General features: G+C 43.8%; 22 protein-coding genes and 2 tRNA genes. 15 read left to right on the top strand and 9 right to left on the bottom strand.

From position 1 onward, the window contains the following. The first annotated feature begins 8 nt into the window (after positions 1-8). Genes metA through M1D30_RS07180 form a run of 3 tightly spaced genes read left to right on the top strand, consistent with a single transcriptional unit; the run spans position 9 to position 3701 of the window. A complete protein-coding gene (gene metA, locus M1D30_RS07190; protein ID WP_248502426.1) occupies positions 9-926 on the top strand; it encodes a homoserine O-succinyltransferase in 918 nt (305 codons plus the stop codon). Then, a complete protein-coding gene (locus M1D30_RS07185; RefSeq protein WP_248502424.1) occupies positions 923-2722 on the top strand; it encodes a U32 family peptidase in 1800 nt (599 codons plus the stop codon). The genes metA and M1D30_RS07185 overlap by 4 nt, the downstream gene beginning before the upstream one ends. Continuing rightward, entirely contained in the window at positions 2715-3701 is a 987-nt protein-coding gene (locus M1D30_RS07180; RefSeq protein ID WP_248502422.1) for a zinc ribbon domain-containing protein, read from the top strand. Before M1D30_RS07185 ends, M1D30_RS07180 begins: the two co-directional genes overlap by 8 nt. A 45-nt stretch (positions 3702-3746) precedes the next feature. Here M1D30_RS07180 and uvrB read toward each other — a convergent pair whose 3' ends face one another. Next, complete coding sequence (uvrB, locus tag M1D30_RS07175; protein WP_248502421.1) at positions 3747-5768, bottom strand: excinuclease ABC subunit UvrB; 2022 nt, start codon at positions 5766-5768, stop codon at positions 3747-3749. Positions 5769-5888: 120 nt separating this feature from the next. Between uvrB and M1D30_RS07170 the strand changes: the two genes are divergently transcribed. The 9 genes from M1D30_RS07170 to M1D30_RS07130 all read left to right on the top strand — a co-directional run bounded on the left by M1D30_RS07170 (position 5889) and on the right by M1D30_RS07130 (position 12720). Beyond that, positions 5889-6716 carry an outer membrane protein assembly factor BamD gene (locus tag M1D30_RS07170; protein ID WP_248502419.1) on the top strand — a complete coding sequence of 276 codons (828 nt, stop codon included), beginning with the start codon at positions 5889-5891 and terminating at the stop codon, positions 6714-6716. Positions 6717-6757: 41 nt separating this feature from the next. Continuing rightward, positions 6758-7096, top strand: coding sequence for a DNA-directed RNA polymerase subunit omega (locus M1D30_RS07165; RefSeq protein ID WP_248502417.1), 339 nt, complete (start codon positions 6758-6760; stop codon positions 7094-7096). Continuing rightward, entirely contained in the window at positions 7093-7440 is a 348-nt protein-coding gene (locus M1D30_RS07160) for a DUF4293 family protein (RefSeq protein WP_248502415.1), read from the top strand. Before M1D30_RS07165 ends, M1D30_RS07160 begins: the two co-directional genes overlap by 4 nt. 113 nt (positions 7441-7553) lie before the next feature. Then, a complete protein-coding gene (gene yihA, locus M1D30_RS07155) occupies positions 7554-8153 on the top strand; it encodes a ribosome biogenesis GTP-binding protein YihA/YsxC (RefSeq protein ID WP_248502413.1) in 600 nt (199 codons plus the stop codon). A gap of 37 nt (positions 8154-8190) precedes the next feature. Next, positions 8191-9996 carry a ribosomal protection-like ABC-F family protein gene (abc-f, locus tag M1D30_RS07150; protein ID WP_248502407.1) on the top strand — a complete coding sequence of 602 codons (1806 nt, stop codon included), beginning with the start codon at positions 8191-8193 and terminating at the stop codon, positions 9994-9996. Then, positions 9993-10604, top strand: coding sequence for a recombination mediator RecR (gene recR / locus M1D30_RS07145; protein ID WP_248502405.1), 612 nt, complete (start codon positions 9993-9995; stop codon positions 10602-10604). The genes abc-f and recR overlap by 4 nt, the downstream gene beginning before the upstream one ends. A gap of 12 nt (positions 10605-10616) precedes the next feature. Further along, positions 10617-11099 carry a hypothetical protein gene (locus tag M1D30_RS07140; RefSeq protein WP_248502403.1) on the top strand — a complete coding sequence of 161 codons (483 nt, stop codon included), beginning with the start codon at positions 10617-10619 and terminating at the stop codon, positions 11097-11099. A gap of 2 nt (positions 11100-11101) precedes the next feature. Continuing rightward, a complete protein-coding gene (locus M1D30_RS07135) occupies positions 11102-12211 on the top strand; it encodes a glycosyltransferase family 2 protein (RefSeq protein WP_248507768.1) in 1110 nt (369 codons plus the stop codon). Further along, positions 12208-12720 (top strand): GNAT family N-acetyltransferase, encoded by a 513-nt coding sequence (locus tag M1D30_RS07130; RefSeq protein WP_248502401.1) that lies wholly within the window; start codon positions 12208-12210, stop codon positions 12718-12720. Before M1D30_RS07135 ends, M1D30_RS07130 begins: the two co-directional genes overlap by 4 nt. Positions 12721-12747: 27 nt before the next feature. Here the strand turns inward: M1D30_RS07130 and M1D30_RS07125 are convergent, their stop codons facing one another. Genes M1D30_RS07125 through hisG form a run of 4 tightly spaced genes read right to left on the bottom strand, consistent with a single transcriptional unit; the run spans position 12748 to position 16778 of the window. After that, positions 12748-13482 carry an RNA methyltransferase gene (locus M1D30_RS07125; protein ID WP_248502399.1) on the bottom strand — a complete coding sequence of 245 codons (735 nt, stop codon included), beginning with the start codon at positions 13480-13482 and terminating at the stop codon, positions 12748-12750. A 39-nt stretch (positions 13483-13521) separates the two neighbouring features. Beyond that, the gene (gene hisC / locus M1D30_RS07120) at positions 13522-14559 is read right to left on the bottom strand and encodes a histidinol-phosphate transaminase (protein WP_248502397.1); all 1038 of its coding nucleotides are present in this window, start codon (positions 14557-14559) and stop codon (positions 13522-13524) included. 37 nt (positions 14560-14596) lie between these two features. Beyond that, complete coding sequence (hisD, locus tag M1D30_RS07115; RefSeq protein WP_248502395.1) at positions 14597-15886, bottom strand: histidinol dehydrogenase; 1290 nt, start codon at positions 15884-15886, stop codon at positions 14597-14599. A gap of 40 nt (positions 15887-15926) precedes the next feature. After that, the gene (gene hisG / locus M1D30_RS07110; RefSeq protein ID WP_248502393.1) at positions 15927-16778 is read right to left on the bottom strand and encodes an ATP phosphoribosyltransferase; all 852 of its coding nucleotides are present in this window, start codon (positions 16776-16778) and stop codon (positions 15927-15929) included. A 135-nt stretch (positions 16779-16913) separates the two neighbouring features. On the opposite strand from hisG, the gene M1D30_RS13755 reads away from it, so the two are divergent. Then, on the top strand, positions 16914-17930 hold the full coding sequence (locus M1D30_RS13755; RefSeq protein ID WP_305883831.1) for a transglycosylase SLT domain-containing protein: 1017 nt from the start codon (positions 16914-16916) through the stop codon (positions 17928-17930). Beyond that, entirely contained in the window at positions 17927-18772 is an 846-nt protein-coding gene (locus tag M1D30_RS07100; RefSeq protein ID WP_248502386.1) for an ATPase, read from the top strand. The genes M1D30_RS13755 and M1D30_RS07100 overlap by 4 nt, the downstream gene beginning before the upstream one ends. Before the next feature lie 23 nt (positions 18773-18795). Here the strand turns inward: M1D30_RS07100 and rhaM are convergent, their stop codons facing one another. Together rhaM and M1D30_RS07090 are read right to left on the bottom strand one after the other, a co-directional pair. Further along, positions 18796-19113, bottom strand: coding sequence for an L-rhamnose mutarotase (gene rhaM / locus M1D30_RS07095; protein ID WP_248502385.1), 318 nt, complete (start codon positions 19111-19113; stop codon positions 18796-18798). A gap of 41 nt (positions 19114-19154) precedes the next feature. Then, positions 19155-20078 carry a glycosyltransferase family 2 protein gene (locus M1D30_RS07090; protein WP_248502380.1) on the bottom strand — a complete coding sequence of 308 codons (924 nt, stop codon included), beginning with the start codon at positions 20076-20078 and terminating at the stop codon, positions 19155-19157. Between the two features lie 155 nt (positions 20079-20233). Here M1D30_RS07090 and M1D30_RS07085 point away from each other — a divergent pair, with 155 nt between their 5' ends. Next, positions 20234-20764: a 30S ribosomal protein S16 gene (locus tag M1D30_RS07085; RefSeq protein WP_248502378.1), complete on the top strand. Its 531-nt coding sequence runs from the start codon at positions 20234-20236 to the stop codon at positions 20762-20764. Between the two features lie 267 nt (positions 20765-21031). On the opposite strand, the gene M1D30_RS07080 is transcribed toward M1D30_RS07085, so the two are convergent. Then, positions 21032-21109 (bottom strand) — tRNA-Val (locus tag M1D30_RS07080). Positions 21110-21115: 6 nt separating this feature from the next. After that, positions 21116-21189 (bottom strand) — tRNA-Arg (locus M1D30_RS07075). Between the last annotated feature and the right edge of the window lie 134 nt (positions 21190-21323).

Below are 21323 nucleotides of genomic sequence, written 5' to 3'. Positions count from 1 at the left end.
AAGTTTTAATGCCTTTAAGATTACCAGACAGATTGCCTGCGATAGATATTCTGAAAAATGAGAATATCTTTGTGATGGATAACTCGCGGGCTCATGCACAGGATATTCGTCCTTTGCGCATTGTTATTTTGAATTTGATGCCTCTGAAGATTACTACAGAGACAGATTTGGTTCGTTTGTTGTCGAACACGCCGCTTCAGATGGATATTAACTTCATGAAGCTGAAGAGTCATACACCAAAGAATACGCCCATTGAGCATATGATGATGTTTTATCGCGACTTTGAGTCGATGCGCAATGAGAAGTTTGATGGCATGATAGTTACCGGTGCACCCGTTGAGACGATGGACTATGAGAAGGTGACCTATTGGGATGAGATTGTGGATATATTCGACTGGGCTCGCACTCATGTGACGAGTACTTTGTATATCTGCTGGGCTGCTCAGGCAGGTCTTTATCATTATTATGGTGTGCCCAAATATCCTCTGGACAAGAAAATGTTCGGCATTTTCGAACAACACACTTTAGACCCCAAAATGCCCATTTTCCGTGGATTCGATGATAAGTTTATGATGCCACATAGCCGTCATACTGAGGTGAGGAAGGAAGATATCCTCACTCATCCGGAACTTCAGCTCATTGCCGAGTCGGAGGACAGTGGTGTCAGCATTGTCATGGGTCGCCAGGGACGTGAGTTCTTTATCACTGGTCATTTGGAATATGCGCCTAATACGCTCGATACAGAGTATAAACGCGATTTTGGTGTGCGCGATGATGTAGAGATGCCTCTCAATTATTATCGGAATGACGACCCTCAGCAGCCACCAATGGTCACATGGCGTGCTCATGCCAACCTCTTTTATAGTAACTGGATTAACTATTACGTCTATCAGGAGACGCCTTACGATATTACAAAGATCGGATGAGACAACTTGAACTGCTGGCTCCAGCCAAAAATCTGGAGTGCGGTATGGCTGCCATTGATCATGGGGCCGATGCCGTGTATATAGGTGCGCAGCGCTTTGGGGCGCGTGCGGCAGTGGGAAACAGTGTCGACGACATCCGCTCTCTCTGTCAATATGCCCATCGTTTTGGCGCAAAAGTCTATGTCACTGTTAATACAATAGTCTTTGACAACGAACTGGAGGATACGCGATTGCTGCTTCAGCAATTAAAAGATGCTGAGGTCGATGCTGTTCTTGTGCAGGACATGGGTGTGATGCAGATGGCTCAGGAGATAGGTCTCACCGTTCATGCCAGTACGCAGACTGACAATCGCACACCGCAGAAGGTGCGTTGGCTCAGTTCTCTTGGCTTCGCGCGTGTTGTTTTGGCTCGCGAACTATCGGCCAATGAGATTGCCGATATCCATCGTGAAGTTCCTGAAACTGAGCTCGAAGTCTTTGTCCACGGCGCTCTTTGTGTCAGCTATAGCGGACTTTGCTATGCCTCGCAACATTGTTTCGGTCGCAGTGCCAATCGTGGCGCTTGCGCCCAGTTCTGTCGCATGAAGTTTGATTTGCTTGATGCCGACGGCGAAGTGCTCGATCGTCAGCGTTATTTCCTATCACTCAAGGATATGAACCAGAGTGAACATTTAGGCGAACTCATCGAGGCTGGCGCTGTAAGCTTTAAGATTGAGGGGCGACTGAAGGATGTTACTTATGTGAAAAACGTCACAGCAGCCTATAGCGAGCTGCTCAACGACTATATCCGCCGACATGCTTCGGCTTACGAACGCGCGTCGAAAGGTCATTGTTCTTATACGTTTAAGCCCGATTTGCGCAAGACTTTTAATCGCGGCTACACAACCTATTTCCTCAACGGACGACAACCCAATATTGCTTCTTTTGATACTCCGAAGGCTATGGGTGAGTTTGTTGGCACTGTGAAGGAACTTCGCGGACACTCTTTTAATGTGGCGGGTGTGGCTTCGTTCAGTAATGGCGATGGCCTCTGCTTCGTAAACGATAATCGTGAGCTAGAGGGCTTCCGTGTGAATAGGGTAGAGGGCAATCGGCTTTTCCCATTGAAGATGCCCGAAAACCTGCGTCCGGGCTTGCGTCTTTATCGTAATAATGACCAGGAGATGGAACGACTGCTTGCAAAGTCTAGTGCCGAACGTAAGGTTCCTGTCAAAATGTCTATACGTGCCACACATGCTGGCTTTTCGTTGCGGATGAACGATGTTGAGGCTTGTATCGTGGCCGAGCATCAGGAGGCACAGAAAGACCCACGCGAGAATATTAATCGTCAGCTGACGAAACTTGGCGGCACACCCTATGAATGCTCTGAGGTGGACATCCCTGCCGATTTTAACTTCTTTATTCCAAGCAGTTTGCTGGCCGATTTGCGCCGTCAGGTTGTTGCCTTGCAGGATTCGTATCATCAAAAGCCCATGCTAACGCCCCGTAAGTGTGCCACTTGCGATGCGCAGACATATGATTTCCCTTATCTGTATAATGTGTCCAACAAGCAGGCACGTCAGTTCTATGAACAGCTCAATGTTTCTGCTGGCAATGCCTATGAGATTCGTCCTCAGCAAGGCCCCATCATGCAGTGCCGCCATTGCCTGCGCTATTCGTTGGGGTTCTGCGTGAAGAATGGCGGACGCCGACCCGAATGGAAGGAACCCCTGTCGCTTCGGTTGGGGGATGGACGTACGTTCCGTTTAGAGTTCGATTGTAAACGTTGTCAAATGAATGTCTATGCCAATGAATAAGTTCTATCTTTGCTTCCTCAGTATGATGATTCTGATGCTGAACAGCTGTTATCATCAGAATCCGGAGACGTCAGATGCCTGGATTGTGACGGAAGAACAGATGGACTCCATATCGTTCTATACCACTCACCATTATACACAGAACTATAATTTCATGGTGACGGCAGACTCTTTGCGACTCATTGTTCAGCAGCCATCAGAGTTGCTCAGCGAGATGCTGGTTGACACGATTGCCGTCTATCATGACGACCGTTTGGTGGTGGCTGATATCATGACTCTTCCTTCTGATACGGTGGATTCCGTGTGGGTTCAGGTGGCACGCGATCAGATGACTATTGGATGGATACGCGAGAAAGAAATGTTGCCTGGCGTGGCACCCGATAACCCCATTTCTCAGTTCATAGATTTTTTCTCTGACACCCACTTGCTGCTGATGTTGGCATTCTGGGCCGTTGTGGCGGCTATCTATACGATTTGGGCATTGACGCGTCGTAATGCCAAGATTGTGCATTTTAATGATATTCCGTCGTTCTATCCTACGCTCCTGGCTCTTTTCGTCGCAGCGTCTGCCGTGTTCTACAGCACCATTCAACTCGCTGCTCCCGATTCGTGGCGTCATTATTATTATCATCCCACACTTAACCCCTTTGCAGCTCCGTTGCATCTCAGTGTTTTCATCGTGTCGGTTTGGGGGCTCCTACTTATTTCCCTTGCGGCTGTCGATGACATTCGTCGCCATTTGTCGTTGGGCGAGACGATACTCTATGGTCTTGGCCTTATGGGTGTCTGTGCTATTAACTACGTTGTTTTCAGCATTTCCACCTTGTATTATATTGGTTATCCGCTTTTAATTCTTTATGCTTATCTGGCCATTCGCCAGTACGTGCATAAGAGTAGGGCAGCCTATTTCTGTGGGCGATGTGGAGAAAAGTTATATCACAAAGGTGTTTGCCCACATTGCGGAGCAATAAATGAGTGAATGATTATAATTGCATAGAATGAAAAATACAAAAGGGAGTTGGGATTACTTTAATTCCAACTCCTTTTGCATTCGTATAATTTCGTCGCGATACTGAGCAGCTTGCATAAAGTCCATCTGCTTGGCGGCTTCCTTCATGCGACGTGTAGTCTCGGCAATAAGCTTTTCCAGTTGCGGACGTGTCATCTGAAGCTCTATTGGGTCGGCTGCAATCTTCGCTTCCACTTGTTTTCCGCCAATGGCAGTCTTCAGTTCCTTCACGTCCGGACGGTCATCTCTGCTCAACGAACTGTTCAGTGTCTTGATAATCTGTTTTGGTGTGATGTGATGTTCCTCGTTGTAGCGCAATTGCTTGATTCTTCGACGGTTCGTCTCGTCAATCGTTTCCTGCATTGAATGGGTAATGGTGTCAGCATACATGATGACGCGACCATTGACATTACGGGCGGCACGGCCTGCAGTTTGTACTAACGAACGGCGTGAACGGAGGAAACCTTCCTTGTCGGCGTCGAGAATGGCAACGAGTGATACTTCTGGAAGGTCGAGACCCTCACGAAGCAAATTGACGCCTACCAATACATCATATTCGCCCTTGCGTAGTTTCTCCAGAATCTGGACACGATCAAGTGTGGCTACATCGCTGTGAATATAGGCTGTTTGGATGTTGTGGTTCAGCAGGAACTCAGACAACTCTTCGGCCATACGTTTGGTAAGGGTGGTTACAAGCACGCGCTCTTGACGTTCAATACGTATGCGAATCTCTTCTAATAGGTCATCAATCTGATGTTCGCTTGGCCGTACCTCTATTTCTGGGTCTAGAAGGCCTGTAGGACGGATGACTTGCTCGACAACGACGCCCTCCGCTTCTTCTAATTCAAAATCGGCAGGAGTTGCACTGACATAGACTACTTGCTTTACTTCCTTCTGAAATTCATCGAAAGTTAGAGGACGGTTGTCAAAGGCAGCAGGCAGGCGGAATCCATATTCTACGAGGTTGGTTTTGCGAGCTCTGTCGCCACCGTACATAGCACCAATTTGCGGTACGCTTACGTGACTCTCGTCAATAAACAGCAGATAGTCATCTGGGAAGAAATCTAGTAGGCAGTATGGGCGTTCGCCTGGTTTTCGCCCGTCAAAATAGCGTGAGTAGTTCTCAATGCCCGAGCAATGCCCTAGCTCTTTGATCATCTCCATATCGTATTCCACACGCTCTTTGATACGCTGTGCCTTGATGCCATCGCCTAATTCTTCAAAGAAAGCCACTTGTTTCACCAGATCGTCCTGAATATCATGGATGGCTTGATTTGTCTGTTCTTGTGTGGTCATGAAAAGGTTGGCCGGATATATTCTGTATTCGGCGTATCGACCAGTGCGATACATGGTGATGGGGTCGAGTTCTTCTATTGCATCAATCTCGTCGTCCCAAAAGGTGACGCGCAGAATAATGTTGTTGTAGGCCATGTAGATGTCAATCGTATCACCTTTCACTCGAAAGTTTCCTCGCTCCAAATTAAGATCATTGCGAACATAAAGTGATTGAACTAACTTTCTTAACAAAGCATTACGGTCAATATTTTGACCTTGGCGAATCTCAATGACATTTTCAGAAAGTGCATTGGGACTTCCCATGCCGTATATGCATGAAACCGATGATACAACAACAACATCTTTTCGTCCTGATAATAAGCTGCTTACTGCTGAAAGCCGAAGTCGATCTATTTCTTCGTTGATAGCCAGGTCTTTTTCTATGTATGTGTCGCTTGATGGTAGATACGCTTCTGGTTGGTAGTAGTCGTAATAACTTACATAATATTCTACAGCGTTGTCGGGAAAGAAACCGCGCATCTCGTCGTAAAGTTGGGCTGCCAACGTCTTGTTATGACTTAATATCAGGGTGGGCTTGTTTACGTTGGCAATCACGTTAGCCATCGTAAATGTCTTTCCAGAACCAGTGACACCTAGTAGCACTTGAGCTCTGTCGCCACGATTAATACCATCCGTTAGTTGGCGGATGGCTTCGGGCTGGTCGCCCGTGGGCTTGTATTTTGAAGTAAGTTTAAAATTCATAAATTTTGGGGCAAAGGTACTAATATTCTGTGAAATCTGTATAATCAGCGGTTAAAAAATATATAATCTCTTGTATGTTTAAAGAAAAATGAGTAATTTTGCAGTCCAAATATTAGTAAAATGAAAATTAAACTCATTATCATAGTTTCGTTCGCACTCGTCTTGACGGGTTGTGCTAGCGAATTTAATAGGGTTTTTAAGAGTTCGGATTTAGATTATCGATATGAATATGCCAAGCAGTGTTTTGCGCAGGGGCAATTCAGTCGAGCTGAAATATTGTTGCAGGATCTCATTACTACAAAAAAAGGCACGGATGAAGCGGAGGAGTCGTTATACATGCTTGCCATGTCGCAGTTCATGAATGCGGATTATGAGAGTGCTGCAGCAACATTCCGAAAATATTTTCAGTCGTACCCTCGTGGCATCTATGCAGAGCGTGCTATGTATTATGTTGGCCAGTCGCTCTATCAGAGTGCTCCGGAACCTCGTTTGGATCAGACTCCAACAATTGGTGCCATCAATGCTTATCAGCAGTTCTTGGATTATTTCCCCAATTCTTCACTGTATCAGAATGCACAAGATCGTCTTTTTGAATTACAGGATAAACTTGTGATGAAGGAGTTGCTGTCAGCTCAACTCTATTACAATTTGGGTGGATACTTTGGAAATATTTCTTCAAGCACCGAAAGCAATTATTCTTCTTGTATCATTGTCGCTCAAAATGCTCTTAAGAACTATCCTTATATGAGATGGCGTGAGGAGTTTACTGCCTTGATTATGAAGAGTAAGTTTGAATTGGCCGAGAATTCCACTGAGGATAAGAAGTTGGAACGCTATCGTGACGCCGAGGACGAGTGCTATGGCTTTATCAATGAGTTTCCTGAGTCGAAAGACAGGGCAACTGCAGAGAAGTATATAGTTAAGTGCAAGAAAGTTGTGAAAGATTAAATAGAATAAAATAACATCATTTGAATAATTTATAGAAAAACATGGATTACAAGAAATCAAAAGCACCGGTAAATACCGTAACCCGCAACATTATGGATCTCTGCGATGAGACAGGAAATATCTACGAGAGCGTATCCATCATCGCTAAGCGTGCCAATCAGATTTCAGTGCAGATTAAAGAAGACCTGTCAAAGAAACTGGCTGAGTTTGCTTCTTATAATGATGCTTTGGAAGAGGTGTTCGAGAACCGTGAGCAGATTGAAATCTCACGTTACTATGAGAAACTGCCAAAGCCCTCGCTGCTGGCTACTCAGGAGTTCATTGAAGGAAAAGTATACTGGCGCGACCCTGCTAAGGACGCTCAGACCGCAGAGGCATGATACAGCGCATACAAACCGTTTACCTACTACTTGCGTTAATATTGCTGGTTGTAGGACTCTTTGTTGGACGTGCGGATGAGTGGATTTTTAATGGGCTGTCTTGTATAATGATGGCAGTTACTTTGAGATGTATTCTCTTGTTTAAAAATCGTCCAGCACAATCTACATGGTGTTTGGTTCTCATGCTGATGGGTGTAGCGTATTATATTATCTTGGCAGTAAAACAGCCTACGATAGATTGGTATCATGCTATGCCTTTGGCTGCAGTATTGCTGACTTTTGTTGCTAGAAAGCGAATCATTAAAGACGAGAAACTTGTCCGATCGCTTGATAGAATAAGATAATTGAATCAAATAGGGGGCGTCGAACTAAACAAGCGAGTCGCCCCTTTTTTGTCTTTTTATTCAGTGTACTGTTTCATATATAGTTAATAGTTCCCGTCAAATCATATTACTGAATGGATATTAAAACTGCAGAATTCACATTGTCGTCGCCTAATGTTGGAATGTGTCCGAAAGACAATAAGCCAGAGTACGCTTTTATTGGAAGGTCGAATGTGGGAAAGTCGAGCTTGATTAACATGTTGTCTCGCAATAAGAAATTGGCAAAGACATCATCTACTCCTGGTAAGACGCTCCTTATTAATCATTTTCTAATGAATCGCGAATGGTATTTGGTAGACTTACCAGGTTATGGCTTTGCCAAGCGATCAAAGAGCGAGGTGGCTAAACTCGACCAGATGATACGTGGCTATATTCTTGGTCGTGAGCAATTGGTGAATGTTTTCGTGCTAGTAGATATCCGCCATGAGGCTCAGAATATCGATCTGGAATTTATCAATTGGCTGGGTGTCTCGTCTATTCCCTTTGCTATTGTCTTTACCAAGGCCGACAAGTTGTCGGAAGGTAAAGTGAAGGCCAATGTTAATGCATATGTTCAGAAGATGCTGGAAACATGGGAAGAGATGCCTCCCTATTTTGTTACTTCGTCCGAGAAGGCTCGCGGTCGTGATGAGGTGCTTAACTATATTGATGAGATTAATAAGTCGTTGAAATAGGGATTCCTGTAAAGACATTCAATCGTATTTTTTAGGAATGGCAAAAGAGATACCATATTTAGATGTGCAGAACCTTACAAAGTCGTTTGGCTCAACGGTTTTGTTCGAGAATATCTCATTCTCTATTGCAGAGCGTCAGCGTGTGGGACTTATCGCCAAGAATGGAACGGGTAAGTCTACGTTGTTGTCTATCCTGTCTGGCAAAGAAGGGTATGATAGTGGGGAGATAATCTTTCGCCGTGACCTGAAAGTAGGGTTTCTTGAACAGACTCCTGCTTTTCAGCCCAATGATTCTGTGCTCGATGCTTGTTTTAATCATCAAGGCAATGAGGAGAAAATCCTGAAGGCAAAACAGATTCTGACTCAGTTGAAGATTCGTGATTTGAGTCAACCTATGTGTCAACTCAGTGGAGGACAGCAAAAGCGTGTGGCGCTGGCAAATGTTTTGATTACAGAACCCGATTTGTTGATCTTGGATGAGCCAACCAACCATTTGGATCTTGAGATGATTGAATGGCTGGAAGGTTTTTTGAATCGTGGAAACAAGACGTTATTGATGGTTACACATGATCGTTATTTCTTGGATCGAGTATGCTCGGTGATTTTGGAACTTGACGATCGTACCATCTATACATATAGGGGCAATTACTCTTATTATCTGGAAAAGCGTCAGGAACGCATAGATAACCGCCGTGCCGAGATTGCTCGTGCTAATAATCTTTATCGTACAGAGTTGGAATGGATGCGTCGTATGCCTCAGGCTCGTGGTCATAAAGCTAAATATCGCGAGGATGCTTTTTACGATTTGGAGCGTGTGGCCAAGAGTAGGATAGAAGAGAGAGCTGTACGTTTGAAAGCTTCTAATGTATATATTGGAAGTAAGATATTTGAGTGCCAGTATATCTCTAAGTCTTTTCCTTTGTCAGATAGTGGTGATCACGGTTCAAACGGTGAACTCTGTATCATGAAGGATTTCTATTACAACTTCTCGCGTTTTGAGAAAATGGGAATCGTTGGTAATAATGGTACAGGTAAATCCACTTTCCTTAAAATGTTGCTCGGTGAGGCTCAGCCTGATAGTGGAAAGATTGTAGTAGGCGAAACAGTCCGTTTTGGCTATTTTTCTCAGGAAGGATTGAAGTTCGATGAGCAGACAAAAGTTATTGATGTGGTGCGTGACATTGCTGAGTATATCGACATGGGTGGCGGTAAACACCTTTCAGCTAGTCAGTTCCTTCAGCACTTTCTTTTTACGCCAGAACAACAGCATAACTATGTATATAAACTCTCGGGCGGCGAGAAACGTAAGCTATATCTTTGCACCGTTTTGATGCAGAATCCAAACTTTCTTGTTCTTGACGAGCCGACAAACGATCTCGATATTGTTACTTTGCAGATTCTAGAGGAATACCTGCAGGATTTCCCTGGATGTGTTATTGTTGTTAGCCATGATCGCTATTTCATGGATAAGGTGGTGGACCATCTCATGGTGTTCAAGGGTGATGGTGTGATAAAGGATTTTCCAGGTAACTATACACAGTATCGTGAATGGCAGGCTTTGCTTCCCAAAGAAGCAGGTGAGTTAAAGGTTGATAAAGATACAAAACCTACCAAGACTGTCAGAGAGAAGGTGAAGATGACTTTCAAAGAGAAACGTGAGTTTGAGCAATTAGAGAAGGACATCACACTCTTGGAAGATGAGAAGAAGAGAATAGAAGACGCATTGAGTACTGGAATGCTCAGTGTTGATCAGATAACAGAGATGAGTAAACGACTGCCAGTGCTGAACGATGAACTTGATGAGAAATCTATGCGCTGGTTGGAATTAAGTGAGTTAGCATGATACAGCAATATCCTTCACGACTATTGGAATCGGCTGTTCAAGAGTTTTCTAAACTGCCTGGTATCGGACGCAAGACAGCTTTAAGACTTGTGCTCTACATGTTGCGTATGGAGCACGAGGAGGTTTCGCGTTTTACTGAATCGCTTGATAGGTTGAAAAAAGAGGTAAAGTTCTGTCGCGTATGTCACAACATTAGTGATCAAGATATTTGCCCAATTTGTTCAGACGAACGTCGTGATGTTTCCACTATATGCGTAGTTGAGAATATTCAGGATGTAATGGCGGTTGAGAATACCCAACAGTTCAATGGACTGTATCATGTATTAGGAGGACTTATATCGCCGATGGACGGTATTGGTCCTTCTGACTTAGAGATTGGTTCGTTGGTACAGCGTGTTTCAGAAGGAGATGTAAAAGAGGTTATTCTAGCCTTAAGTTCTACAATGGAAGGTGATACAACTAACTTCTATATCTTTCGCAAACTTGCTGACTACGATGTAAAGGTGAGTATCATAGCAAGGGGTATTGCAGTGGGCAATGAATTGGAATATACTGATGAAGTGACATTAGGACGCTCCATTCAGAATCGTGTACCCTTTGAACAATAATAAACTATAAATATGAAAAGAATTAGAAATATACTTCTTATCGTTTATTGTTTTTTCTTGGCATTAGCCGGTTTGGTATATGTGTCAGGCGAGTTTCTAGAGATTGACTTAGCATGGCTCTCAGATACTTCTGCTATTCGGAATTATACTATTCAAATGGTAATGATTCTTGTTACATTAGGTCAAATACCCTTTGCACTACGCTTGTTTAGGTTTCGAATGATTCATAATGAATTGGTTAGTAACCCGATGTCTTTGCTTAAATGGGGTATCGTTCGTATTCTTTTGTTGGGTGTACCTTTAATGACCAATACCTTATTATATTATTTCTATGCTTTTGAGCCTGCATATGGTTATCTGGCCGTTATTACTCTTCTCTCAATGGTTTTCATTCTGCCTACTTCAGACCGTTGTGAATCAGAAATAACAGAAGAAATCATTGTAGAGGAATCTGAGAATATGACAGATAAAACAGAAGAAAACGAGGAGAAATGAATATGAAACTTTCAGTTGTTATTGTTAACTATAACGTCTGTCATTATATTGAGCAATGTATATATAGTGTTCAGAAGGCCACTTGTGATATGGATTGCGAGATTTTTGTTGTTGACAATCATTCGGCAGATGGATCTGTTGACTATCTTAAGCAACGTTTTGGTTCACAGATAAATCTCATAGAATGTAATCATAATGGTGGTTTTGCCAAGGCTAATAACCTCGCGATACGCCAGAGTAAAGGTGAATATGTACTTTTATTGAATCCCGATACATTTGTTGGCGAGGATTGTTTGAAGATGGTTGTTGACTTTATGGATGAGCATCCCAAAGCTGGTGGTTCAGGTGTTATGATGCACAATGCTGATGGAACGGTGGCACGCGAATCTCGTAGAGGTCTTCCAACCCCCTTTGTCTCGCTACTTAAAATGTTAGGTTTTACTCAACATTATTACATGAGTCATCTTTCGTGGAATGAGCCTGGACGGATTGATGTCATTAGTGGCGCTTTTTTTATGCTTCGTCGTGAGGCATTGAATAATGTGGGTTTCTTGGATGAAGATTTCTTTATGTATGGCGAGGATATAGATCTCTCATATCGACTATTAAAGGGTGGTTATGAGAACTGGTATGTTCCTGCTAATGTTGTTCATTATAAAGGTGAATCGACCCAGAAGACTAGTTACCGTTATGTCCATGTTTTCTATCAAGCCATGCTGATTTTTTTTCGAAAACATTATGGACACCTGACTTTTCTAGTCACACTGCCAATTAAGTTGGCTATATATTTCCGTGCCATGATGGCTCTGGCTATGATGGCCAATTGGCGCCTCCGGAAATACATGGGACTTGTTAATCGAGTCGTATCTCCGATTTATGTATTAAAAGGTGGCTCGGCAATGAAAAAGTCGTGCGAGGAAATACTTACGCGCAAGGGACTAAGCTATAAAAAGGACTTTGTGGATAAGAATAACGTATGCATTGTTTACGATGCTGACACACTTTCTTATGAAGATATTATTCGCTTAGCCAAAGAAAATGCAGGATGCATCTTGGGAACTTATAGTAGCAAGAATCACATGATTATCACTCCAAAAGAGATTATCAAATGAGTACGTCCATAATTACATTACGAGCTATTGAACCCGAAGATCTCGATTTGCTTTATCGCATAGAGAATGATGACGAGTTGTGGGGGGTGGGGGTAACAAACGTGCCTTATTCACGTTACGTTCTACATTCGTTCTTATCAGAAACAACATCTGACATTTATACTGATAAACAAGTAAGATTGGTAATTGAGAACGAGGAGAATAAGGTAGTCGGTCTTGCCGACCTTATGTCATTTGACCCAAAGAATTGTAGGGCAGAGTTAGGACTTGTTGTGATGCGTGAATATCGTCATCAAGGATATGCACGAGAGGCTGTACTTAAGTTGCAGGAATATGCATTGAACACCTTACACCTTCATCAGATATATGCAGTTATCCCTGTTGACAATGAGAACTCATTACAACTCTTTCGTCGATTGAACTATCAGATATCAGCGCACCTCAAAGACTGGCTTTTCGATGGCATACGTTATCATGATGCATTAGTGATGCAGCATGTGTTAGCGTAATATTGATATTGCAGATGTGATTCGTCCTTATCGTATTCTACGTTTAAACTCAGAGCATGTGATAGCCGTGGCAATGGCAACGTTTAAACTCTCTGGACCTTCTTGAAATTTGGGTATAAGTAACTTGTTTGTTATCAGTTGACGAATTTCGGGTGAAATGCCATTACCCTCGTTACCCATCACAATGATACCATGCTCAGTTAACTCTTGTGCGTAAATGTCTTTCCCATCAAGCAAAGTTCCATATACGGGCAGATTTGTTTGTTTTATTAGTTGCTTCAAATTCGTGTATACTACTTCGACTCGTGCAATACTACCCATTGTGGCCTGAATTACTTTGGGATTCCATACGTCGGCAGTATCCTCTGAACAGAAAATAGTATTGATACCGAACCAGTCAGCCAAACGGATGATTGTTCCAAGGTTACCTGGGTCCTGCACTCCGTCAAGAGCTAAATACAATTCATCTTCCGAGATGGATTTGCATGTCTTGCTTTCAGGAATTTCAAATACCCCTAACACTTGCTGTGGATGTTGCAGAAAACTTAATTTGCGTAATTCATCGTCGGTTACTTCCTGAACACATCCTGTTAGTTCCTTTTTTATCCATTCTTCAACAGCAAAGAGCATGCGGGGATTAAACCCCGCAGTCATTAGATCGCCTACCACCTTGGGACCTTCGGCAACGAACAGTCCTTCTTTGCGACGATATTTCTTTTGCTCCAGCTGATGAACAAACTTTAAATTGTTTTTGCTTATCATACGTGATAACACGAATCGTTTGATGAGTAAAATACATACTTACTTAAACTGGCGAAGAGCACCAATAAGTTCATTGTTTTCGTTGCGTGTGCCAATGGTGACGCGCAGGCAGTTTTTGCATAGCTGAACACGCGTGCGGTTGCGAACGATGATACCTTGTTTCACCAAATAGTCATAGATGCTTTGGGCATCCGTTACTTTAGCAAGGAAGAAGTTGGCGTCTGTTGGATAAACTTTCTCGCATAAAGGCAGCAGACTGAAAGCCTCTTGCATACGTACGCGTTCCTGAAGAATGAGCTGAATCCAGCGATCCACCTCATATGGGTCACTAAGCACTTTGATGGCTTGCTGTTGAGTTAGATAGTTCACGTTGTAGGGATACTTCACTTTGTTGAAGATATCGATAATCTCAGGCGATGCAAATGCCATACCTAAGCGAATAGCAGCCGATGCCCATGCCTTGCTCAGTGTGTTGAGCACAATGAGGTTGGGGTAGCGAGGTAACTCATAGCGTAAGGGACGCAATTTTGAGAAGTCGCTATATGCTTCGTCAACAATGACTATTCCGTCAAATGACTCGAGTAACTTTACTATTTCTTCGCGGTGGAGATCATTACCAGTGGGGTTGTTTGGACTACATATCCAGATAACCTTTGTATAATCATCGCATGCGGCCAGCAACTTTTCTGCCGTTATCTGATAATTTTCGTCTAATAAAACCGGTCTATATTCCACATCGTTGATGTCTGCACATACCTTATACATGCCGTAGGTTGGTTCGATGGCTACGACGTTGTCTTCCTTTGGTTCGCAGAAACAACGATATACCAAATCGATAGCTTCGTCGCTGCCATTGCCAAGAAATGTATAATTGGCTGGAATTCCTTTAACCTCCTCAATCTTTTGCTTCAACTCCATCTGCATTGGATCGGGATAACGGTTCAGTTGATTGCCATACGGATTCTCGTTGGCATCAAGGAATACAGTTGCATTGACTCCTGAAAATTCGTTGCGAGCGCAACTATAGGGAGCCAGGTTCCATATGTTTTTTCTAACTAATTGTTCTAAAGGCTTCATAGGGATAAATGTCTATGTCTATTTGTGGCAAACATGTCTATTTAGAGGCAATCTCTTGGATTCTCACCGTCATAGCGTTTTTGTGTGCATCTAGTTGCTCGGCTGCTGCCATAAGTTCTACTGCAGGGCCTATCTCACGAATGCCTTCTTCAGTGAGATGCTGGAATGTGACCTTGCGACAATAGCTGTCCAGGTTCACGCCGCTGTAGGCAGTAGCATAACCATGCGTCGGCAATGTGTGGTTAGTGCCGCTTGCATAGTCGCCAGCACTTTCACATGCATATTGTCCTAAGAATACGCTGCCTGCGTTCACCACCTTCTCTGCCATCTCTTGGTAGTTGGCTGTTTGTATTATAAGATGTTCTGGTGCATACGCGTTAGAGAGTGCCATCATTTCGCCTGCTGATTCTACTAGGACAAATCGACTATTGTCTAAAGATTTCTTCGCCATTTCCCTACGTGGCAACAAATTCAACTGTCGGTTAGTCTCATCGATTACCTTGTTGAGCATTTTTTCAGAGGTAGTAACGAATAGCACTTGTGAGTCAACACCATGTTCTGCTTGTGACAGTAGGTCAGCAGCCACGAATACAGCGTTAGCGGTTTCATCAGCCAGTACGCATACCTCACTTGGGCCAGCAGGCATGTCGATAGCAACATCACCCAATGATACTTGTTGCTTAGCTGCCATTACATATTGGTTGCCCGGTCCAAAGATTTTGAATACCTTGGGCACAGATTCTGTTCCGTATGCCATTGCACCAATAGCCTGTACACCACCGGCTTTGAAAATCTTACTGACACCAGCCGTACGGGCTGCCACAAGAATTGCTGGATTCACCTTGCCCTCGCGATTGGGAGGCGTACAAAGTACAATCTCCTTGCAACCAGCAATTTTAGCTGGTGTAGCCAGCATTAATACAGTAGAAAAGAGTGGAGCTGTTCCGCCGGGTATATAGAGACCAACTTTTTCAATGGGTACACTTTTTTGCCAACATTCAACTCCAGGGCGAGTTTTTATCTTCTGACCTTCAAACTTTTGAGCAGCATGAAATTGATAGATGTTTTCGTGAGCCAGTGCAATGGCATCTTTCAATTCTTTGCTTACTAGCGTTTCGGCCTCATCAATCTCACTTTCAGTAACTGACAGTGAATTGAGTACAACATGGTCAAAACGCTCTTCATATTCATACACAGCCTTGTCACCACGTGTTTTGATATCGCAAAGCACAGTATTCACAGTGCTCATCAGTTGCGTGATGTCAAGATGTGGACGTTGACATATCTCGGCCCAATCTTCCTGTCGGGGTCTTTTTATAATTTTCATGATAGCGGTATCAATTATTCACTATTCATTATTCCCCTTATTACAGGATCATTTTCTCGATGGGGGTTACAAGAATGCCCTGAGCACCTAATTCTTTTAATTGACCGATAATCTCCCAGAATCGTTTCTGGTCGAGTACCGTGTGAACGGAGCACCATTCCTCGTCTGCCAAGGGGATGATTGTTGGACTCTTCAGTCCAGGCAGAACGTTGATAATCTCCTGCATGCGTGCCTTGGGTACGTTCATGCGTACGTACTTTTTGTCTTCGGCCTCGCGAACAGCTGCAAAACGAAACAGCATTTGGTTCAAAAGATCCTTTTTCTCTTTGCTCATGCCAGGATAACCAATTAACAGAGCTTCGCTCTTCATAACAACCTCCACCTCGCGCAGATTGTTGCTCACTAATGTTGAGCCACTGCTTACAATGTCGAAGATTGCGTCTGCCAGACCGATACCTGGGCTAATCTCTACACTACCGGTGATTACATGAATCTCAGCATGGATATGATGCTCGTCGAGGAACTTTTTAAGAATGACGGGATACGAGGTGGCAATGGTTTTTCCTTCAAACCATTCCAGTCCTTTGTAATCAATGTCTTTTGGAAGGGCCAGTGACAGGCGGCAGCGACTGAATCCTAGACGTGAGACTATTTCTGCCTCAGCGCCCTTCTCCATGAATTCGTTCTCGCCAACCACACCTATGTCTGCCACTCCAGAGGCCACACTCTGTGGAATATCGTCATCGCGCAAGTAAAGAACCTCTAAAGGAAAGTTGCTGGATTCAACCAGCAGAGTTCTCTTACTGGCACTCACTTTGATGTCGGCCTCATTGAGCAACTGCATCGTGTCGTCGAACAGACGACCTTTTGACTGAACTGCGATTCTAAGCATAATCTAATTTTTTTCGTGTAAAACGTGTGCAAAATTACGGTTTTTTTCTTTAATTTCCAATAAAATGCTTACTTTTGCACGAAAATTCTGATTTTTTTGAAACACTTAAGTATATTTATGCTATTTCTTCTGTTGTTGGCGTCTTGTACACAGCGGCAGGATATTGTAACGCCACCTTGGGCTAATCAGCAGCAGATTTCCGATACTGCAGAATTCGATTTGGCAGCCATCCAACAAGCGGGCGAATTGATAGGCTTGACTCTTTCAGGTCCTGATACCTATTATACCTATCGTGGTCAACTTTTGGGCACACAGTATTTGCTGGGTGAAAGGTTTGCCACAGAGATTGGTGTCCGTCTTCGTATAGAGGTTTGTCGTGACAGTGCTGAACTTAAAACTCGTCTGGCTGCTGGTGATGGCGATGTGATATTAATGTCTATTGATACCACTAATCATTCTATGCCAGGATGGGTAATAGGTAAGGGTAAACCTCTCTTGACTGCAGCCATACGTCAATGGTATCGCCCCGCTTTGCTTGACGAAGTGAAAAAGGAAGAACGGCAGATGTTCTTACGGCCTTTAGTTCGTCGTAGAGTTTATGCGCCAATGCTTAGTCGTGGCGTTATTTCACACTATGACAGTTATTTCCGTACTTATTGTAAAAGTATTGGTTGGGATTGGCGCTTGTTAGCTTCCCAATGTTATCAGGAGTCTACTTTTGACCCACAAGCACAGTCGTGGGCTGGAGCAAAAGGCCTCATGCAGATTATGCCAGGTACGGCCGACCATCTTGGTCTTTCGCGTACCGATATGCATAATCCCGAGAAAAGTATTGAGGCTGCCACACGTTATATTAAAGAACTTGATGGAGAACTAAGTGACATTCATGATCGTTATGAACGCGAGAACTTTGTTTTAGCATCTTATAATGGTGGTTTGCAACATGTACGAGACGCTATGCGTTTGGCTCAACGCGATGGGAAGAATCCGCAGGTATGGGATCAGGTGAAACCCTACGTCTTAAAATTGAATTTGCCTCGTTACTATCGCGACACGTTGGTACATGCAGGCTATATGCGCGGACAAGAAACAGTAGAATATGTTGACCATATTCGACAAAGATATATGAAATATAGAAAATCTGCAAGATGAAACAACACATTCTGATAGCTGACAGTGGTAGTACCAAGACTGAATGGGACTTGGATGGATTACGCATAAAAACGCAGGGTATTAATCCCTTTCATCAAGACGATGACACTATTCGTGCCATTTTGTGTGATGAATTGCTTCCACAGCTATATTCTCATTGTTCTGTTTCAGAATTCTCGTCTCTCAAGGTTTCCTTTTATGGTAGTGGCGTGCGTCCTGAATTGGAGGAAAAGATTGTACGGTTACTTAGCGAAGCTTTCCCAGAAGCAAAGCAGATAGATGCTCATAGCGATTTGTTAGGAGCCGCTATTGCTCTATGTGGTCATAGTGAGGGTATTGCTTGTATACTAGGAACGGGCGCTAACTCATGCCTGTTCGATGGGCAGCGTATTGTGAAAAATACGCCACCCATGGGGTATGTTCTGGGCGACGAGGGCAGCGGAGCCGTGCTTGGTATTCGCTTTCTCAACGCCCTCTATAAGGACCGCTTGCCTCATACTATTCTTTCTGATTTTGAGGCTTACATCGGCATGAATCTTGCACAGGTTGTTGACCGTGTTTATCGTCAGCCTCTAGCCAATCGTTGGCTTGCTTCTTTGTCGGAGTTTATCCACGCCCACGTGGACGAACCATTGATTGAGGCGCTTGTTGTTGAGAACTTCCGCGATTTTCTTCGCTATAACGTTGACCCATACGGTCGTCGTGACCTTCCAGTATCTGCATTGGGCAGTATTGCATATTATTATCAGAGTCAGTTTCTTGAGGCCTTAAAATCAGAAGGCTACACAGTGGGAAAGATACTGCGCGGCCCTCTGGATGGTTTGGTGAGGCAGACGGTCTAGTCTGCTGTTATGTTGTCCGACTCTCAGTCCATATGAAACAACTCGGGTAGGGGGATGGTGACAGGCGAATTGTCGGCATTCACTTCCATAATGTCGGCCATCATGTCCCACCATCGCTGTGTAATGGGGTCAATGTTTTCCGTATCTTGCGAGCTGGTCTCTTTTGAACATTCTTGATATGCAAAGAGAATATTTGTGTCTTTGTCCCAGTAAATACTGTAGTTTCCCACTCCCTGTTCCTTAATCATCTGTTTTAACTCAGGCCATATGGCAGCGTGTCGTCTTTCGTATTCGGCCTCGCAACCCGGTTTTAGAAACATTTTGAATGCAAATCTTTTCATTTCTTTTTTGAGTGTTTTAGTTTCTGTTATATTGTTAAGTGTTACTTATCGTTCTTTCTTTCTATTGTTAGGAAATATCCTAACCTATAGAGTTTGAAAAGCTTGAGAGAGGGCCTCTTTCCACATAGATTCCGACGTTCTGCTTCGCCAAATAATCTGTGCCATAAAATAAAAATCCATTTTACTATTCCCACGTGAATGCCATCAACAAAAGTTAGCATTTGCGAGTAGCCGCGCAGATCGGTTCTGAATTCGTTAAGAGTGCGTAAGCCTTCTTCTGTCTTGCTGACAAAGTGGGCATTATCTTCGAAGTCGAAGAATCCCGCGGGATTGTCAATGTGACATATGCTGACGCCTGCCGCCCGTAGTTGCTTACCAAAGAGTACGTCTTCGTAGCCATAATGACGAAAACGCTCGTCGAACGGGTGTGACAGCATTAACTCTCTTTGAATCATGAAATTGCAGGTGTGAAAATGCTGAAACGGACGCTTCCTGCGCTCTTCGGCGCGATGCATCGGTTCGCATTGCTTCTCATACAGATATCGTAGTGAAGACGACTCGCCGCTGCCTACAATGTAGCCGCCATAGGCTAGCTGGCCGGTGTTGGCCTCAACCCATTGCTTTACAAAATTGTTACTAGGGATGGACATGTCGCCATCCATAAACAATAACCATTCGTAGCGAGCCTCGCGTGCCAGAAAATTGCGGATGGCGGCGCGTCCTACGTTATGCTTGCGGCGGATATAACGTACACCGGGCAGATGCTGCCATGTCTGCGAGAAGTCTGTTGATGGCTCAGGTCTGTTAGTCACGGTCCGCAACAGTCCTTCGTCCGACCCGTCGTCGGCCACTACAATCTCGAACTCCAGGTTCTTGATAGCCTGCGCCTGAGTGCTCAGGGCTTCCACTTGCTCACGGCAGTCGTTATTGTATATAGGTATGAGAATAGATAGTTGATGCTTCATTTCAGGTCCAAAATTACACAAAAAACTCTAAAAAACGACAGAAAAGTGTGGAAAAATTTGTTCAACTGCTTAAAAATGAGTAATTTTGCGGCCGCTTCCACGAGTTGGGAGCATGAAATTCAATTTTTTAACAACAAACAAAACATTAAAAAAACATGGCAACAAAAATCAGATTGCAGCGCGGTGGCCGTAAGAGCTATGCTTTCTACAGCATCGTAATCGCCGACGCTCGTGCACCACGTGATGGTCGTTTCACTGAGAAGATTGGTTCTTACAATCCTAACACCAATCCCGCCACGGTAGACTTGAATTTCGACCGTGCATTGTACTGGGTAGAGTGCGGCGCACAGCCCACAGACACTGTTCGCAACATCCTCAGCAATGAGGGCGTTTATCTTATGAAGCACCTTAAGGGTGGCGTAAAGAAGGGCGCTTTCGATGAGGCTACTGCACAGAAGAAGTTTGATGCATGGAAGGCTGACAAGCAGAAGGGTCTTGAGAAGGTAGCTGCTGAGGTCGCTAAGGCCAAGAAGGATGCTGAGGCAAAGGCTCTGGCTGAAGAGAAGAAGGTTAACGAAGCAATTGCTAAGAAGGTAGCAGATAAGAAGGCTGCTGCTGCAGCTGCTGAAGTAGAAGCTCCTGCTGAGGCAGAGGCTGCTACAGAGGAGGCTCCCGCAGAGGCATAATTTGCATCCTAACGATTCAGTCGTTACAAACCAACAATCGGACGTGTCATTAGTTTATGACTCGTCCGATTCTTTTTTATTTAATTGTTTCTGCTCCCGAAAATCATACCAATATATTTCCGAAGTATTTCTATGATGTTTAGTAATGGTATGTATGTCGTTTACATGCACAAAATATATTGTTTTTCGGTGATATGTTATTCAGATAAGAAACTGTTGTGTGATGTGGAAAAAATAAAAGACAGGACATTTGTCCTGTCTTACTGGTGGTAGGAACATTGGGACTCGAACCCAAGACCTCTTCAATGTGACTGAAGCGCTCTAAACCAACTGAGCTATGCTCCTATAGTGTGAACCCGAAGGGATTCAAACCCTTGACCTTCAGAACCGGAATCTGACGCTCTATTCAGCTAAGCTACGGGTCCCCTTCGTTTGTTTGCGGGTGCAAAAGTACTCATTTTTTTTTAATCGTGCAAATTTTTGGTTAATAATTTATCTTGATTGCAGATTTATTTGTAACTTTGCACCACAAATTGAGAGTGGTGCATAGAAAACGTGT

Origin of the sequence: Prevotella sp. E15-22 (assembly GCF_023204875.1) — a bacterium.
Classification (GTDB): domain Bacteria; phylum Bacteroidota; class Bacteroidia; order Bacteroidales; family Bacteroidaceae; genus Prevotella.
Note: the sequence above shows the minus strand (reverse complement) of the source record. Positions and strands in the feature narration are given on the sequence as shown.

Bases quoted from the DNA above. Each gene is read 5' to 3' on its own strand.
- metA (WP_248502426.1), top strand. From the start codon at position 9: ATGCCTTTAAGATTACCAGACAGATTGCCTGCGATAGATATTCTGAAA.
- M1D30_RS07185 (WP_248502424.1), top strand. From the start codon at position 923: ATGAGACAACTTGAACTGCTGGCTCCAGCCAAAAATCTGGAGTGCGGT.
- M1D30_RS07180 (WP_248502422.1), top strand. From the start codon at position 2,715: ATGAATAAGTTCTATCTTTGCTTCCTCAGTATGATGATTCTGATGCTG.
- uvrB (WP_248502421.1), bottom strand. From the start codon at position 5,768: ATGAATTTTAAACTTACTTCAAAATACAAGCCCACGGGCGACCAGCCC.
- M1D30_RS07170 (WP_248502419.1), top strand. From the start codon at position 5,889: ATGAAAATTAAACTCATTATCATAGTTTCGTTCGCACTCGTCTTGACG.
- M1D30_RS07165 (WP_248502417.1), top strand. From the start codon at position 6,758: ATGGATTACAAGAAATCAAAAGCACCGGTAAATACCGTAACCCGCAAC.
- M1D30_RS07160 (WP_248502415.1), top strand. From the start codon at position 7,093: ATGATACAGCGCATACAAACCGTTTACCTACTACTTGCGTTAATATTG.
- yihA (WP_248502413.1), top strand. From the start codon at position 7,554: ATGGATATTAAAACTGCAGAATTCACATTGTCGTCGCCTAATGTTGGA.
- abc-f (WP_248502407.1), top strand. From the start codon at position 8,191: ATGGCAAAAGAGATACCATATTTAGATGTGCAGAACCTTACAAAGTCG.
- recR (WP_248502405.1), top strand. From the start codon at position 9,993: ATGATACAGCAATATCCTTCACGACTATTGGAATCGGCTGTTCAAGAG.
- M1D30_RS07140 (WP_248502403.1), top strand. From the start codon at position 10,617: ATGAAAAGAATTAGAAATATACTTCTTATCGTTTATTGTTTTTTCTTG.
- M1D30_RS07135 (WP_248507768.1), top strand. From the start codon at position 11,102: ATGAAACTTTCAGTTGTTATTGTTAACTATAACGTCTGTCATTATATT.
- M1D30_RS07130 (WP_248502401.1), top strand. From the start codon at position 12,208: ATGAGTACGTCCATAATTACATTACGAGCTATTGAACCCGAAGATCTC.
- M1D30_RS07125 (WP_248502399.1), bottom strand. From the start codon at position 13,482: ATGATAAGCAAAAACAATTTAAAGTTTGTTCATCAGCTGGAGCAAAAG.
- hisC (WP_248502397.1), bottom strand. From the start codon at position 14,559: ATGAAGCCTTTAGAACAATTAGTTAGAAAAAACATATGGAACCTGGCT.
- hisD (WP_248502395.1), bottom strand. From the start codon at position 15,886: ATGAAAATTATAAAAAGACCCCGACAGGAAGATTGGGCCGAGATATGT.
- hisG (WP_248502393.1), bottom strand. From the start codon at position 16,778: ATGCTTAGAATCGCAGTTCAGTCAAAAGGTCGTCTGTTCGACGACACG.
- M1D30_RS07100 (WP_248502386.1), top strand. From the start codon at position 17,927: ATGAAACAACACATTCTGATAGCTGACAGTGGTAGTACCAAGACTGAA.
- rhaM (WP_248502385.1), bottom strand. From the start codon at position 19,113: ATGAAAAGATTTGCATTCAAAATGTTTCTAAAACCGGGTTGCGAGGCC.
- M1D30_RS07090 (WP_248502380.1), bottom strand. From the start codon at position 20,078: ATGAAGCATCAACTATCTATTCTCATACCTATATACAATAACGACTGC.
- M1D30_RS07085 (WP_248502378.1), top strand. From the start codon at position 20,234: ATGGCAACAAAAATCAGATTGCAGCGCGGTGGCCGTAAGAGCTATGCT.